This window comes from Candidatus Pelagibacter sp. (assembly GCF_052046145.1).
Classification (GTDB): domain Bacteria; phylum Pseudomonadota; class Alphaproteobacteria; order Pelagibacterales; family Pelagibacteraceae; genus Pelagibacter.
Map to the genome: position 1 here is coordinate 856,562 of NZ_JBNGZR010000001.1, position 15,377 is coordinate 871,938.

Here is a 15,377-nt window from a genome sequence, read left to right on the forward strand (position 1 = left end):
ATTATGAAAACAGTAAATTTTACTGAAATGAAAAATGGAACTAAGGAAGATTATGAGCTTCTTGAAAAATTTGAGAAAAACTTTGAAAGACAAACAGCTGAGAGAGTTTTAAATTATTTATCAAAACAAACTACTACTTTAGAGGGTTACAAAATCACTAGACTAGAACACTCATTACAAGCTGCAACTAGAGCTTTTAAAAATAAAGAAAGTGATGAAATGGTTGTTGCAACTTTACTACATGATATTGGAGATGATCTAGCACCAATGAATCATTCCCAATATGCTGCATCCATACTTAAACCTTATGTTTCGGAAAGAACTTATTGGATTGTTCTACATCATGGTCTTTTTCAAACTTACTACAGTGCTCATCATTTAGGTGGTGATAGAAATGCGAGAGATAAATTTAAAGATCACAAGTATTATCAAGACACGATAGATTTTTGTGAAAAATATGACCAATGCTCTTTTGACCCTGATTACAAAAGTATGACTTTGGAAGATTTTAAGCCATTAGTTAAAAAAATATTCGCAAAAGAGCCTTATTATTATCTTTAAATTTAACTATAAATCACTACTTACAGCACATGATTGATTCAATAGAAAAAATTATAAATTATTTTAAATCAGGCATTAAAGAGTCCAAAAATTTCAAAATTGGGATTGAGCATGAAAAGTTTTTATTTAATAATTCAGACAATAAAAGGATTGATTATCCAAAAATTAAAGCGATGTTTACAGCCTTACTTGAATTTGGCTGGAATCCAGTTTTTGAAAAACAAAATATCATTGCTCTTAATAAAGGTGGAAAAAATATAACTCTTGAACCAGGCAACCAAATAGAATTATCAGGAGATAAATTAAATCATATGCATGAAGCTTGTGCGGAGTCACAAGACTATTTGTTTGAATTAAAACAAGTTACAAAAAAATTAGACATAAAAATTGTTAGTGCAGGTTTTGATCCAATATCTAAATTAAATGAAATACCAAACAATCCTAAACAAAGATATGAATTGATGACCAAGGATATGCCTTTAGGTGGTGAACTTAGTTTAGATATGATGTATAGAACATGTGGCACTCAGTTAAATATAGATTATAGCTCAGAAGAAGATTTTATTAAAAAGTTTAGAGTAGCAAACTCAATTGTTCCCATTGCAATCGCTTTGTTTGCTAATTCCTCAATAGTAGAGAAAAAAAATAGTAACTATTTATCTTATAGATCTAAAGTGTGGCAAAGCACTTCTAGAGGTGGATTGCCTAAATTATTTTTCGAAGATATGAATTTTGAAAAATATGCAAATTTTGTAATTAATTTTCCCATATTATTTATACAAAATGAAGATCAGTATATTTCGGGTAGGAAATATATTTTTAAGGATTTTATGGAAGGAAAAATTCAAGAAATTGGAAATAGGCTTCCAACTGAAACAGACTTAACAACTCACTTAAGTACAATATTTACTGAAAACAGAGTTAAGAAATATATTGAATTGAGATCAATGGATACCTGTGGCTGGGATTGTTTATGTGCAGGACCAGCTTTCAATATAGGTATGCTTTATGGAAATTTAGATGAAGTTCATGAACTAATTTCGAAATGGGAAAACGATAAAATAATTAATGCATATTTAGAGGCACCAAAAAAAGGATTTAATACTCAATTAATGGGTAAAGATCTCCTTTATTGGTCATCTACACTTTTAGATCTTTCAAGAAAAGGGTTGGAGAATAGAGATATTTTAAGTAAGAAAGGTAATAACGAGACTTTATTTCTAAACCATCTACAAAAAGTAATTGATAATAAGACAACAAACGCAGATCATATGATTAGTAAATTTTCAAAAAACGAAAATTTAGACGAATTGTATGATAAATAAAATTGTTGCTGTTCAAGGAAATCATCCTTCTAAACTAAATCCTTTAACAGATACAAGTGTTTTTTTAGCAAACGAAATTCAGAACAAAAAATATAAAATTTTCTATTACGATCCAAAAGACTTATCAGTTGTTAATTCAAAAGTTACAGCTAAGGGTTTTTTTATTAAATTTAACTATAGCAATAAAAAATTCTATAAAATCACAAAAAAACAAAATCTAGACTTAAGTAAATGTAAATTTATTCTTATTCGCCAAGATCCACCTTTTAATCTTGAGTATATTTCAACAACTTACATTTTGGATACGATTAAGACTAGAGTTAAAATAATTAACAACCCTACCTCTGTAAGGAATATTTCTGAAAAATTGTATTCATCTAAATATCAAAAATACATGCCAGCTACCATTTTTACTCAAAATATGGATGAAATTAAAAAATTTTTCCAAAAAAACAAAAAAGTTATTTTAAAGCCCATCCATAGTTTCAGTGGAAATGATATTCATTTACTAACTAAATTTAATTCAAAATTGGTTAATAAATTTATAAAAAAACATGATCATATCATGTGCCAAAAATTTCTTCCTAAAATAAATAAGGGAGACAAAAGAGTTTTTATTATAAATGGAAAAGTATGTGGTGCAATTTCAAGGGTTCCAAAGAAAGGTTCAATTTTAAGTAACATGAGTAAAGGAGCAAAACCAACTAACATAAAATTAACAAGTAAAGAAATTAAAATTTCAAAACTAATTGCAAAAGATTTAAAAAAAGAAAATATTTTTTTTGCAGGAATTGATTTTATAGATCAAAAACTTAACGGAGATATAAATGTTACATCTCCAACAGGACTTAAAACACTTTACGATCTATCGGGAAAAAATTTAGCCAAAACTTTTTGGAAAGAGCTTAAAGTGTGAATAATTTAACTAATCAACAAAAAGGTTCTTTGTTAGCCTTTATAGCGGTAATGCTTATTACGCCTGACTCTCTATTAATAAGATTATCAAATATTGAAACGTGGGGAATGTTATTTTATAGAGGAGCTATTCCTTTTATTCTAGTTTTATTAGGTTTATTAATTTTTTATAATAAAAATTTCTTAAATGCTTTATTTAATGTAGGGTATACAGGAATATTTTATACTATCAGTTTTGCAATTTGTAACATTACATTCCTTGTATCTATTCAAAATACTAATGTAGCAAATACTTTGGTAATGGTTGCTATGGCCCCAATGATCTCTGCAATTTTAGGTGGGATTTTTTTAAAGGAAGTACCTGATAAAAAAACGTGGGTTGCAATATTAATAACTTTCTTTTCTGCTATTTATATATTTTATGACTCAATTCAGTTGGGGAACATTTTCGGTGATTTTATGGGGTTGGTCACAGCTACCGGACTTGCGGTTAATGCTGTTCTTGTAAGATCAGCAAAAGATAGAGATTTGCTTCCCTCTGCAGTTTTAGGAAAATTTTGTGTTGCTATTTTTGCATTTTTCTTCGTTGAAAGTTTTGACCTAGTTGGAAATGATATGATTTATATTCCTTTAATGTGTATTTTATGCGTAGCAATACCATTTGTTTTAGTAACTATAGCTCCAAGATTTATACCAGCTGAGGAGGTAAATTTATTCTTTTTATTAGAAACTATAATTGGTCCTATATGGGTGTGGATGATTATCAAAGAACAACCGAGCATAGAGACGATTCAGGGTGGTATTGTTATAATTCTAACAATTGCAATTCACTCATTTCTTAAGCTCAAAAAATCTTAATTCCTAAATTACAAATAACTTGATTTGGCCACAAATCAGAAATAGATAGCGATTCATATGAACAAAATATTAAAGAATTCTTGGGCATTATTTTTGGGAATGGGAGCTCTGATGCTTGCCTATGGTTTTCAAGGATCTTTGCTAGGAGTTAGAGCTGTTAAAGAAGAATTTAGTTTAGCTGCTACAGGTTTCATGATGTCTGGATATTTTGTGGGATATTTTATTGGTGCGATTACAATTCCAAAATTAATTTCCAGAGTTGGACATATTAGGATTTTTGCTGCTTTTGCATCTATTGCATCTTTAGTTATTTTGATTCATGCGGTTTTTATAAACCCATTTGTATGGTTTTTGTTAAGAGTGCTAACAGGAGTTAGCATGGTTTCTATTTATACAGTTGCTGAAAGCTGGTTAAATGATAGAGCAAGTAATAAAAACAGAGGAAGTGTCTTATCATTATACATGATGATTTTATATGGAGCAATGGGTTGTGGTATGTTTTTTTTAAATTTTAGCAATCCAATAAATTTTGAACCTTTTATTTTGATATCAGTAATTACTTCGGGAGCTCTAATACCAATTTTATTAACAAAAAGAAAACCTCCTACTTTTAAAAAAATTGAGACTATGACCTTAAGAGAAGCTTACATTTCTTCTCCTTTTGGAATGGTCAGTTCATTTTTTTATGGCACAATTCAATCTGCATTATTTACTTTACTAGCTGTATATGCAGCAGGAATGAATTTTTCTATATTTCAAATTTCAGTTGTAACATTTTTATTAGCAGTATCAGGAGCGATCTCACAATGGCCAATAGGAAAACTCTCCGATATGTATGATAGAAGAACAGTAATTATTACAGTTAGTTTTGCTGCAGCATTCTTTGCACTTTGTGCAATTTTTGCCTCTAGCCAGATGTATATGCCTGATGGTTTAGCTACAAGTAAGTTTTGGTTTTATATTTTCTTAATATTATTTTCATTTTGTAGTCTTCCTATGTTTTCATTAATTTTAGCACATACAAATGATTTTATACCAAAAGAAAAATTTGTTGCTGCAGGTGCTAGTTTACAATTCACATTTGGTATGGGCGCAATAGGTGGACCTTTTTTGTGTTCAATATTTATGGACTTAACTAATTTAAATGGTTTTTTTATATTCTTGATGTTTTTTCATATATTAATTGGAATTTATGGTATTTATAGATCAAAAGTAAGACCTGTTGTTGAAAATCCTGATTCACAATTTGTTGCGATGCCTCAATCAATTACACCAGCTGGTATAGAGCTAAACCCAACTACTGAACCAATTGAAGAACCGGTGAAAAATAATCCTGTTTCTATTTTTAATGAAGATAAATCTTCAAAATAAAAATATTTAGCTCAATTTTTCTATTTTATCACCGATATTAATATTAGAAGAGGATAGAATTTGGCATCTAAGTCCACCTTTTCTCATAAATTCTTTAAGAATATTTTTTTGATCGAGCATTTCAGTCAAATGTCTACACGGACGACATAATTCAATTACCTCTAATTCAACACTTCCTACCTTTAATTTTTTTCCAATTAAGTCATTTAATTGAATACCCTTTGTAACAATATTCCTTCTAAAATTGATGTAAGGTATATCGAGCCCAAATTTAATATTATATTCATCAATATTCTCAGCTTCAATTAAAGATAATTGATTGTAAGGATCATTAAAGTCATGAAAGTGTCGATCACCTACTATTCCTTTATTTGCTAAAACCTCAATTGAATTTACTTCCTTGATTGGTTGATTGTTATTAGCAGCAATTCCTAATTTAAATACTTCGGCCATAAAATATTGAAGAAATAGTTGAGCTCATATAATCTTTTCAAAATAATATGACTTATCTATCATCAAATCAACTTAAACAGTACGAAGATCTAGGTTACATATCACCTATTGAAGTTTTGTCATGTAGTGAAGCATTAGAGGCAAGAAAGGAAATTGAGTTAATCGAAAAAAAATTACCAAATGAAATAAAAAAGTCAGGAAGATATAATGTTCATTTAATTTCGCCAAAACTTGATTCGATTGTTCATAATTCAAAAATTTTAGATGCAGTAGAAAGTATTATTGGAAAAAACATCTTAGTTTGCAGCACTACTTTATTTATTAAAAACCCTAACGAGCAAGGATTTGTAAGCTATCACCAAGATGCAAAATACATAGGATTAGAACCTCATAATTGGGTCACAGCATGGGTAGCATTAACAGACTCAAATGAAAAAAACGGATGTATGAAAATGTGGCCTAAATCACATTTAAATATTAAAGATCACAATGAAAAATTTAATGAAGGAAATTTACTTACCAGAGGACAAACAGTAGAAAATGTACCCGAAGACGAAGTTAAATCTATAAAACTAAAAGCTGGTCAAATGTCTTTGCATCATCCAAGAATAGTGCATGGTTCAGGAATAAATAAGAGTAATGATAGAAGAATAGGATTTGTTATCCAAAGTTATATAGGTACAAACGTAAAACAAACCTTAGGTAAAAATAGTGTTCAAATTGCAAGAGGAGAGGATAAATATCATCATCATGAAATTATAAATAGAACTAATTCTTTAATGAATGAAGAAAGTATTTTGCTTCGAAAAAAAGAAAATGATTACTTGCAAGAAATTTTTTATAAAGGCGCAAAACAAAAAGGTTCTTATTAGTTTATGAAAAAAATACTTAACCTTGGAGTGATCGGAATAGATCATGGTCATATTTTCGATATGCTGGATGAAATGATCAAAGAGGGTTGTAGCTGTAATTACTTTTGGACAGATGGGGATCCTTTAACTCTTCAAGAATTTAATAAAAAATATCCAAATATTAAAAGAAAAGAAAATAAAGAGGAAATATTAAATGACTCATCTATAGATATGATTTTAATATCTTCGATCCCTGTAGACAGAGCTGGTCATTCAATAGATGCTTTAAAAGCTGGTAAAGATGTCATGGTAGATAAACCGGGCTGTACTACCTTAGATCAGTTAAGTAATTTAAAAAACGCTGTTAAAGAAACTGGAAAGATATGGTCTGTAAATTTTTCTGAAAGATTTCACGTTGCTGCAGTTGCTAAAGCTGAAGAATTAGTAAATGGAGGCAAAATAGGAACAGTAAAACAAACTATTGGTACAGGTCCACATAGACAAGGAAACTATGAAAGACCTGATTGGTTTTATAATCGTAAAAGTTATGGGGGAATAATTACAGATATTGGTTCCCACCAAATTCATCAATTTTTAGTTTTTACAAATTCAAATCAGGCAAAAATCAATCATGCATTAGTTGAAAATACAACAAAGAAAGATATGCCTGGTTTTCAAGATTTTGGTGAATTAAACCTAACTGGTAATGGTGGTCATGGTTATATTCGCCTAGATTGGTTTACTCCAGATGCTCTTCCAACCTGGGGAGATGGAAGATTATTAATACTTGGAGACAAAGGTTTTATTGAAATAAGAAAATATACAGATTTAGCAAAATCAGAAAAAGGTAATCATTTATTTTTAGCAAATAATGATGAAGTAACACATATTGATTGCTCTAATATTAAGCTACCCTACTTTAATAATTTAATTAATGATGTTTTAAATAGAACAGAAACTGCATGTCCTCAGGAACTAACTTATCTTTCAATGGAACTTGCTATTAAAGCACAAGAGCAAGCTGAAAAAAAATGAAAAAATATCAAGTAGCTATAATTGGAACTAATATAGGAGCGAAACATTTTGAGGACTTTCAAAAAGTATCTGAGAGATTTAATGTTCACACTTTGTGTGGTTTAACAAGAGAATCTATTGATAAAATATTAATATCAAATACAAATACTAAAGTTTCTCTTAATTTTGACGATGTATTAAAAGTAAAAGAAATTGATATCATTGATATTTGTCTACCACCCCATTTACATTTTTCTGCTTGTAAAAAAGCTATGGAGGCTGGAAAGCATGTAATTTGTGAAAAACCTTTAGTATCAAGTCTTAAAGAAGTGGACAAACTAGAAACAATCAGCAGAGAAACTGGCAAGATTATTTTTCCAGTATTTCAATATCGATATGGTCTAGGATTTTCAAATTTAAAAGCATTAATCAAATCTGGTTTGGCAGGAAAACCATTGATTGCTTCTTTAGAAACTCATTGGAATAGAGGAAAAGATTACTATTCAAAACCTTGGAGAGGAACTTGGGAAGGTGAACAAGGTGGAGCTATTTTAAGTCACTCTATTCATATTCATGATTTAGTTAGTATGATTCTAGGTCCTGTTTCAAATGTTTTTGCCAAGCTATCAACTAGAGTAAATAATATTGAGGTTGAGGATTGTGCTGCCCTTTCAATTGAAATGGAAAATGGAACTCTGGTGACGAGTTCTATCACATTAGGTGCTGCAAACGATACAAGTAGACTTCGATTTTGTTTTGAGGGATTAACTGCTGAGTCTGCTGCTTCTCCTGAAAAACCCTATAGCCCGGCTGATGATGAGTGGACTTTTTTACCAAGAGCACCAATAACACAAGGTCAAATTCAAGATGTATTATCTAAAGTAAAACAAACTAAATCCTGGTATGCTGGTATGTTTGAAGAAATAGCAAATAAACTTAACGGTTTGCCTAGTGATGAGGTAACTTTAACAGATGCTAGAAATTCTTTAGAATTTGTCACCGCAGTCTATGCTTCATCTAGACAAAATAAAACAATTGAAATTCCAATAGATAAAAAAAATAAACTTTATAATTCCTGGCTCCTTAATTAAATTAATCAATTTTTGAATGTTTTAAATATGCTTACAGATATAAAATAAATATTTGAAACAACCCATAAAAACATTAAGAAAACCTCATATACTGGGTTTATGTTTAAATCCTTTATTAAAATTAGCAAAATTGAAGTAATGAACCAAAATATTGCAAAAATAATTGATAAACTTTTAAATTTTTTAACTCTTAAAGGATGAATGCATTTTAAAGGAGAAAATTTTAGTAACATTAACAAAATTAGAAATATCAAATTAAAATTTTGGCTGGTACCAAAAATATAAAAGTAAAGTACGATTACATTCCAAATAGCTGGAAAACCATTATAGTAATTATCATTTGTTAAAATATTCAAATTCACATAAGAATAAATAGAAATAAAAATCAAAATTACAGGAATTAATAAAATAAACTGGTCTGGTACATACCTAAACCAATAAATCATTACTGATGGTATTATAACATAGTTAAAAAAATCAATTATACTATCCAGCATTTTACCATCAATGTGTGGTAAATTTTTTTTCACATTAAATTTTCTAGCTAAAGTTCCATCAACACTGTCTATTAAAAAAGCAAACCCAAGCCAAAGAAAAGCCCCTTTTTGGTTGTTATTCATAACAGCAATTAAAGCAAAAAAACCAGCAACAATTCCTATTCCAGTCAATAAATGAACAAGAATACTAAGAAATCTATCTTGTTTAAAAAGTTCATAGGTTTTAATATTTTTTTCTTTACTCATTTTTTTCTAAAATTATCTAGCCAATTTTATGAAAATATCTCCCATTCCACTTTGCAATTGTTCATCAGGCGTATTGTTTCTAAATTCACAAAATAAACCAGTCACTTGATGATTATCTATTTTGACAATTTCAGATTTATCACACGATTTAGCTTGATGGAATAATCCAATTACTAGCCTGTTATTTAGTTCTACAACTTGATCTTTTGATAAACTTTCACCATCACAAAAATAATCTCTATTTACTTGTTTAGGAAAATTTTTTTTACCACAAGGGTTTTTAATAGTTAAAACGTAAAACTCTTTTTCTACATCTTTAAATTTATGTTTCATTTTATCAACTTTTGAATATTTCATTAAATCACATGAGCATGGGATGCAGCACCTAAAATAATCACCACAAACTTTTTTATTTGTACCAACTTCTTGTAAATATACTTTTTCAGGATCAGCATTAGGATCTATTAAAGAACCAGATACAGCACAATAAAGTTTATTAAATTCAACAAATTCTTGATAAGTAATATCTTTGTTCAATATATGTTTAAAAAATTTTGGACCAGCAGCATTTCTATTTCTATCTGGAAATATTTTACTCCATTCAATTACTAACTCTTGATAATAATTTCTTGCTTGTGCTTCTAAACTTGAGTTATATGAAAAAACTAAAAATATAGTAAATATTATAAAAAAAAATTTTTTCATAAAAACATTAATTATTTTGTTTAATTTCCAATGTTTTATTTAATTCATTAATTTTAAAAGTATTTTCTTCTCCGTTTGTCCATGTAACAATAATCTTAATATTTTTCTCATTTTTTCGTATTCCATAATGTGCCACTGGCTCCATTTGACACAAGTATCCTGAGCCTGAATCTATTGTTTTAGAATGAGTTCTTAAATTTGAAACAAGAGTTACAGTAGCGCCTCTTGCTGGAGCACCATGCATATTAATTGGCTTAATCCTTAAGAAATTATTTTTTTTTAAATTTGCCTTATATAAAGTTAAAGGCTGATAACCAGATTCTCCATGAGATATTAAAAGCTCAAGTATTCCATCACCATCTATATCGGCTACTGCAGCTCCTGTTCCTAATCCATTAATTTCTAAAGCATTTCCAATATTTATTTCTTTGAACTCACCATTATCTAAAATTTTAAATAATTTATTTGGCTCGCCAATATTATTCATGAACACTTCATCATAACCATCATTATCAAAATCGGCTGAAATTACCGTTCTAATTCTTGATGGAGTGCTAAAAGTTTTGTCAGCTATGTCTTCAAACTTTCCATTTTTTAAAACAAATGCTCGATGAGGGCCTTCCCAATTTGATGTTAAAATGTCTAATCTACCTCTATAATAAATATCACTTAGAGCAGTTCCACGGCCATTTTGAAAGATATCATCAACAGCATAATCTTTCGCAAGTTCGACAAAATTTCCATTATTATTATAATATAAAAAATTCTCCCCTCTTTCGTTTGCAGCAAAAATATCAGATCTTCCAGATAAAATATTACCCGAAATAACCGCTCTACCTCCAGTAATTTTATCAATACCCAGCTCCGAAGCTTTATCAATTATTTCGTTTCCTTCTTGCTCATAAAATCTTGTTGGTCCACCATAATTTGCGACGTATATTCCGTAAGCTCCATTTCCATTTCTATCTACGCATACAACTGATCTACCTGCTGTAAGATTTAAATTTTTCTGGTTTATTTTTAATTCAAACAAATCAAAAAATTTATTCCCATCAAAATCTAATAACCTGTCAGAATATCTTTTGTTTCCACTATAAGTATCTGTATTTAAAAAATATATTTCCTCATAACCATCCTGATCAATATCACAGGATGCTACTCCTATGGTTTTACGATTTTTGTCTATAAATATACTTTGGTTAATTGAATTAAATAAAATACCTTTTTTATGAGCTAAGGCTAAATTATTAAATCCAAATCCAGTAACTATAAATTCAAAGTTACCATCATTGTTTACGTCTGAAACTGATACGCCATAACTTAATCTGGGTTGATTTTCTAATATTTGATAAGTTATATCTTCAAAGAAATCGTCTGACTTTGAATAATTCACAATATTTAAAAATATTAATAAAAATATAAATAATTTTTTCATTTAATTTCCAACTAGACTAAAAATTAAAAATTAAAACTGTTAATATTGGCATAGTTAATTTAGTGTAATTTTAATATAAATTTAAAAATATTATTAATCATGAGCGATCTAAACAAAGCACCAAACGATTTTTTTGATAATTGGAATAAAATCCAATCAATGTCGTATAAAAACGTCATCGAATTACTTGTGAAGAAAAGTAGCGAAAAAAAAATATTAGCTTTAATTCAATTTGAATTGGATCAATTTTCAGAAAATGTTCAAAAGGATTTGGTTATATCTGAAAAAAGTTATTTCTATAAAGAAATATCTAATCTTTTCAGAGACTCAAAATGGTGGTCAACCGCTACAGTAACAGATGCTTGTAAATATTATTTAAATTGTGCAAGAAATAATATTTCTCATTTTGAAGACTATATAGAGGCAGATAGTGATTTATCCCAAAATGAAAAAAATGAGATATTTGCCTTGTATCAATTGTGTACTTTATTTGTTTCTTGGAATGCTATTAAGGAAAAAAAGATCAGAGAAATTATAGATATAAGAAAAAGTTTATTTTTTAGATAAAATTTATTAGCATGAACGAAGAAAACGCAAGTAAACTCTGGAAAATTATTCAGGAAGCTGGCGATTATTTGGTAGGTCAGTTACCTGATCACCCAAATCACCCTAAAGGAAGAAACCCATATGCTCATGTTGCTATTTGTGTGAAAAGCAAATTCAATGCCAGCTACAAAGATATTCCAGATGAAAAATATGAGGATGTAATTAAATACGTTGAATTTTTAAAACAAAATCCAAATTAATTATTGTTTTGGAAAATAATCTTTGAGTTCACCTTCTCGGTAAACATCAGCTGTACAACAATGAAGGCCTCCACCAAAAGCGTAGGCATCTCTAAGTTCTACTGGTATAACTTCCATTCCTAATTTATCTAATTGTTCAGCTTGATAAGTTTCACTTTTTTCCACACATACAGTTTTTGGATCCAAAACTAAAACATTCATTGATAGCCAGGTTGATGAATAACATAATGGAGGTGGTTCGTTATGCGCTGGTTGAGCACTGTCTACGATTTCCCAACCATTGTCTACAAATAATTTTCTTTGTTCCTTAGGAAGTCTTCTTTGTGGGTTATTGATAATTAAACCTTCTTTAATTGGGGTAAAAGTTGCATCAATGTGAATTGGATAAGGATCACCTGGGAAGTTAACCGCATGAACTCTGTGATCTTTATAGTGTCTCTTTAGCCAATCAATTCCTTTCAAATTTGTAGTAAAACCATGTTGAACAACTAAATCTTTGCCAAATCTTAGTACGTCAGCTGCATCAAACAATGGTTCTTCTTCAGTGGTTACAAAATATTTTTTTTCAGTCCACTCTAATCTTTTTTGAACACCAATTTTATCTGATAAATAATCCTTTCTATAATCTGAATCAGTTAATCTTGGCTTTGGAGCAGATTCGTGTCTCATGTTAGGATCTTGATTATAGTAATCTTTTAAAAGTGGTCTGTAACACAAATATTCAAACCATCGACAACGATAACTCATTGTAGCTTCTAATATCTCATTACCCACAGTTAATAAAACATCTCTTGGAGGCATGCAGCCAAACATTGTTTCTGCTTCCCAATCAGGTGTGGAAGTTTTTTGATTAAAATCTATAGGTGTCGGTCGATCAACTTTAATGCCTCTTTTTTTAAGCATACTTGAAAAATCATTTAAAAGTTGATTTGCTTTATCGACAGTATCTTTTGTTCTTGGTCCAAACTTACCTCGCATATCGCTATCTTCTGGAACTTTTGCATCTAATGCTGGTTCAGGCGCTGGTATACATGTACCGTCCGCTCTCCCGACAATTACATGTTTTAACGGATCCCATTCGTTCCAACTATTAACAATAGTTTTATTCTCATTCATAAAGACTAGTTTTTTATAATATTATGCTCTGGGCCGAAAGGAAATTTTGTAATATTTTCTGCCCCATCTTTACCAATCACTAAAATATCATGTTCTCTATATCCACCTGCACCAGGATTACCTTCTGGTATCATGATCATTGGCTCCATCGAAACAACCATATTTTCTTCTAATTCCGTATCAATATCTTCCCTTAATTCTAATCCAGCCTCTCTTCCATAAAAATGTGAAAGCATACCAAATGAATGTCCATAACCAAAAGTTCGATACTGAAGATAACCAAGCTCAGTAAAAAGTTCGTTAAGCTCATGACAAATATCAGAACACTTAACACCCGGTTTAATTAGTTCTAATCCACGTTTGTGAACTTTAACATTTGCCTCCCAAGCTTTAAGTGAAGCATCATCAGCATGATCTAGAAATAAAGTTCGCTCCAATGCAGTGTAGTAACCTGAGATCATAGGAAAAGTATTTAAAGATAAAATATCTCCTTTAACTAATTTTCTATTAGTCTTTGGATTGTGAGCTCCATCTGTATTGATACCAGATTGAAACCATACCCAAGTATCCATGTACTCTGCACCTGGATAGCTTTTAACAATCTCTCTTTCCATTCTATCTCTTGCGGCAATTGCTACTTCGATCTCTGTATTATCTTCTCTAATATTTTTAACTATTTCTTCACCACCAATATCTGCGATTCTTGCACCATTTCTAATCATCTCAATTTCTTCGTCAGATTTAATCATTCTAAGTTTCATTAGATCTTTTGAAACATCGCTAAATACAGAGAAAGTAAAGATAGATCCTATTTTTTCTCTCATATCTAAAGTGACATGATCATTTTCAATTCCAATATTTTTTGGAGGTTCATCTCTTCCAATTATTGAAACAATAGCTCTTAAAAAATTATCTCTTTTCCAATCAGTATAAATAACGTTATCACAATGAGATCTACGCCAAGGTTGACTTGCATCAATATTAGCTGAAATTGTTGAGATTTTATTTTGAGTGATTACACATGCGTAAGATCTTCCAAAAGAGCAATAAATAAAACCTGTGTAATATGCTACGTTATGCATTGAAGTTAAGATAACCATATCAAGACCATTTTGATCCATCACTGATCTAAGTTTGCTTACTCGATCATTATATTCTTTATCTGTAAAAGGTAATTTTACTTTTTCACCATTTTTAAGTTCAAAAAAATCTGGTCGTTCCATATTAATTTAATGCTATGTATCTTTTGTTCCATCTCATTATTAAACTGTAATAAAATATCGATACAAAAAGAAAAAAACCGCCGATTATAGTATTTGTGGATGGCACTTCGTTAATGCCAAATAATGGCAACCAGACCCAAAAAATTCCGCCTACAACTTCAGTTAAAGATAATAAGGTCAATTCTGCTGCTGGTATCGCTTTAGATCCAATTGAATATAAAATTAAACCAAAACAAACTAGTGTCCCATGCAAAGAAAATAAAGCTCCATTATAGCTAGATGAAAAAAAAACTAAATTGTTTGATAAAATCATAATTGTTGCAAACACAAAACAAAAGAAACCGGCAAAAGCTACAGTTGTGAATTTTGGTGTTTCTTTTCTCCATCTTAGAGTCACAGAAAAAACTGAGAAACCAATTGAAGAAGTTAAACCGAATACAAAACCAATTAATGATTTTTCACCAGTGTTTCCTAGTGCCATAATAATGATACCAACTGTTGCAATTATTATTGATATCCACACATTAAGAGAAATTTTTTCTCTCAAAAATAAAAATGCTAATAATGCTGTAAAAAAAGGCATTGCTGCCAAACAAAGCAAAGTGACTGCAGCACTAGTATTTGTAATTGAATAAATAAACGTAATCATAGCAATCCCCAACCCAGATCCACCAATTACTCCAGATAAACCTATTTTATAATAGTTTTTGTAAAAATTTTTTCCTTCCTCAAAAAATAAATAAAGATTTAATAAAATGAAAATTGTTAAACCTCTCCCAAAAATATACTGCCAAGGTGCCAATTGAGGATTATCCATGTATCGAACTACTAATGGGCCAAATGACCACAATAAACCAGCAAAAAGTACAACGGGAATAGCTATTCTTGGATTTCTCAACTCTAACATATT

At 29.8% G+C, this 15,377-nt stretch carries 17 protein-coding genes; 10 read left to right on the forward strand and 7 right to left on the reverse strand.

Annotation, left to right across the window (positions count from 1 at the left end; all coding sequences use genetic code 11):
- Positions 1 to 3: 3 nt before the first annotated feature.
- From ACTT88_RS04645 to ACTT88_RS04665, 5 genes are read left to right on the forward strand one after another with little or no spacing between them, the layout of a single operon-like run.
- Positions 4 to 561 (forward strand): HD domain-containing protein, encoded by a 558-nt coding sequence (locus tag ACTT88_RS04645; RefSeq protein ID WP_440908150.1) that lies wholly within the window; start codon positions 4 to 6, stop codon positions 559 to 561.
- A gap of 29 nt (positions 562 to 590) precedes the next feature.
- Entirely contained in the window at positions 591 to 1,886 is a 1,296-nt protein-coding gene (locus tag ACTT88_RS04650; RefSeq protein WP_440908151.1) for a glutamate--cysteine ligase, read from the forward strand.
- The gene (gshB, locus tag ACTT88_RS04655; protein ID WP_440908152.1) at positions 1,876 to 2,802 is read left to right on the forward strand and encodes a glutathione synthase; all 927 of its coding nucleotides are present in this window, start codon (positions 1,876 to 1,878) and stop codon (positions 2,800 to 2,802) included. Before ACTT88_RS04650 ends, gshB begins: the two co-directional genes overlap by 11 nt.
- Positions 2,799 to 3,659 (forward strand): DMT family transporter, encoded by an 861-nt coding sequence (locus ACTT88_RS04660; protein WP_440908153.1) that lies wholly within the window; start codon positions 2,799 to 2,801, stop codon positions 3,657 to 3,659. Before gshB ends, ACTT88_RS04660 begins: the two co-directional genes overlap by 4 nt.
- 57 nt (positions 3,660 to 3,716) lie before the next feature.
- Positions 3,717 to 5,030: an MFS transporter gene (locus ACTT88_RS04665; protein ID WP_440908154.1), complete on the forward strand. Its 1,314-nt coding sequence runs from the start codon at positions 3,717 to 3,719 to the stop codon at positions 5,028 to 5,030.
- 6 nt (positions 5,031 to 5,036) lie between these two features.
- On the opposite strand, the gene ACTT88_RS04670 is transcribed toward ACTT88_RS04665, so the two are convergent.
- Complete coding sequence (locus tag ACTT88_RS04670) at positions 5,037 to 5,483, reverse strand: MOSC domain-containing protein (protein WP_440908155.1); 447 nt, start codon at positions 5,481 to 5,483, stop codon at positions 5,037 to 5,039.
- 47 nt (positions 5,484 to 5,530) lie between these two features.
- Between ACTT88_RS04670 and ACTT88_RS04675 the strand changes: the two genes are divergently transcribed.
- Genes ACTT88_RS04675 through ACTT88_RS04685 form a run of 3 tightly spaced genes read left to right on the forward strand, consistent with a single transcriptional unit; the run spans position 5,531 to position 8,439 of the window.
- Positions 5,531 to 6,355, forward strand: a complete 825-nt coding sequence (locus tag ACTT88_RS04675; RefSeq protein ID WP_440908156.1) for a phytanoyl-CoA dioxygenase family protein — start codon at positions 5,531 to 5,533, stop codon at positions 6,353 to 6,355.
- A gap of 3 nt (positions 6,356 to 6,358) precedes the next feature.
- A complete protein-coding gene (locus ACTT88_RS04680) occupies positions 6,359 to 7,369 on the forward strand; it encodes a Gfo/Idh/MocA family protein (RefSeq protein WP_440908157.1) in 1,011 nt (336 codons plus the stop codon).
- On the forward strand, positions 7,366 to 8,439 hold the full coding sequence (locus tag ACTT88_RS04685; RefSeq protein ID WP_440908158.1) for a Gfo/Idh/MocA family protein: 1,074 nt from the start codon (positions 7,366 to 7,368) through the stop codon (positions 8,437 to 8,439). The genes ACTT88_RS04680 and ACTT88_RS04685 overlap by 4 nt, the downstream gene beginning before the upstream one ends.
- A 5-nt stretch (positions 8,440 to 8,444) precedes the next feature.
- Here the strand turns inward: ACTT88_RS04685 and ACTT88_RS04690 are convergent, their stop codons facing one another.
- The 3 genes from ACTT88_RS04690 to ACTT88_RS04700 are packed head-to-tail and all read right to left on the reverse strand — an operon-like array spanning position 8,445 to position 11,322.
- Positions 8,445 to 9,182 (reverse strand): CDP-alcohol phosphatidyltransferase family protein, encoded by a 738-nt coding sequence (locus ACTT88_RS04690; protein ID WP_440908159.1) that lies wholly within the window; start codon positions 9,180 to 9,182, stop codon positions 8,445 to 8,447.
- Positions 9,183 to 9,194: 12 nt separating this feature from the next.
- Positions 9,195 to 9,887 carry a hypothetical protein gene (locus tag ACTT88_RS04695; protein WP_440908160.1) on the reverse strand — a complete coding sequence of 231 codons (693 nt, stop codon included), beginning with the start codon at positions 9,885 to 9,887 and terminating at the stop codon, positions 9,195 to 9,197.
- A 7-nt stretch (positions 9,888 to 9,894) separates the two neighbouring features.
- Entirely contained in the window at positions 9,895 to 11,322 is a 1,428-nt protein-coding gene (locus ACTT88_RS04700; protein WP_440908161.1) for a CRTAC1 family protein, read from the reverse strand.
- A 99-nt stretch (positions 11,323 to 11,421) separates the two neighbouring features.
- Here ACTT88_RS04700 and ACTT88_RS04705 point away from each other — a divergent pair, with 99 nt between their 5' ends.
- Positions 11,422 to 11,889 (forward strand): hypothetical protein, encoded by a 468-nt coding sequence (locus tag ACTT88_RS04705; protein WP_440908162.1) that lies wholly within the window; start codon positions 11,422 to 11,424, stop codon positions 11,887 to 11,889.
- A gap of 11 nt (positions 11,890 to 11,900) precedes the next feature.
- Positions 11,901 to 12,128: a hypothetical protein gene (locus ACTT88_RS04710; RefSeq protein WP_440908163.1), complete on the forward strand. Its 228-nt coding sequence runs from the start codon at positions 11,901 to 11,903 to the stop codon at positions 12,126 to 12,128.
- On the opposite strand, the gene ACTT88_RS04715 is transcribed toward ACTT88_RS04710, so the two are convergent.
- The 3 genes from ACTT88_RS04715 to ACTT88_RS04725 are packed head-to-tail and all read right to left on the reverse strand — an operon-like array spanning position 12,129 to position 15,374.
- Positions 12,129 to 13,244 (reverse strand): serine/threonine protein kinase, encoded by a 1,116-nt coding sequence (locus ACTT88_RS04715; protein WP_440908164.1) that lies wholly within the window; start codon positions 13,242 to 13,244, stop codon positions 12,129 to 12,131.
- Between the two features lie 5 nt (positions 13,245 to 13,249).
- Entirely contained in the window at positions 13,250 to 14,467 is a 1,218-nt protein-coding gene (locus ACTT88_RS04720) for an aminopeptidase P family protein (RefSeq protein ID WP_440908165.1), read from the reverse strand.
- 1 nt (position 14,468) lies between these two features.
- Complete coding sequence (locus ACTT88_RS04725) at positions 14,469 to 15,374, reverse strand: DMT family transporter (RefSeq protein ID WP_440908166.1); 906 nt, start codon at positions 15,372 to 15,374, stop codon at positions 14,469 to 14,471.
- Positions 15,375 to 15,377 lie beyond the last annotated feature (3 nt).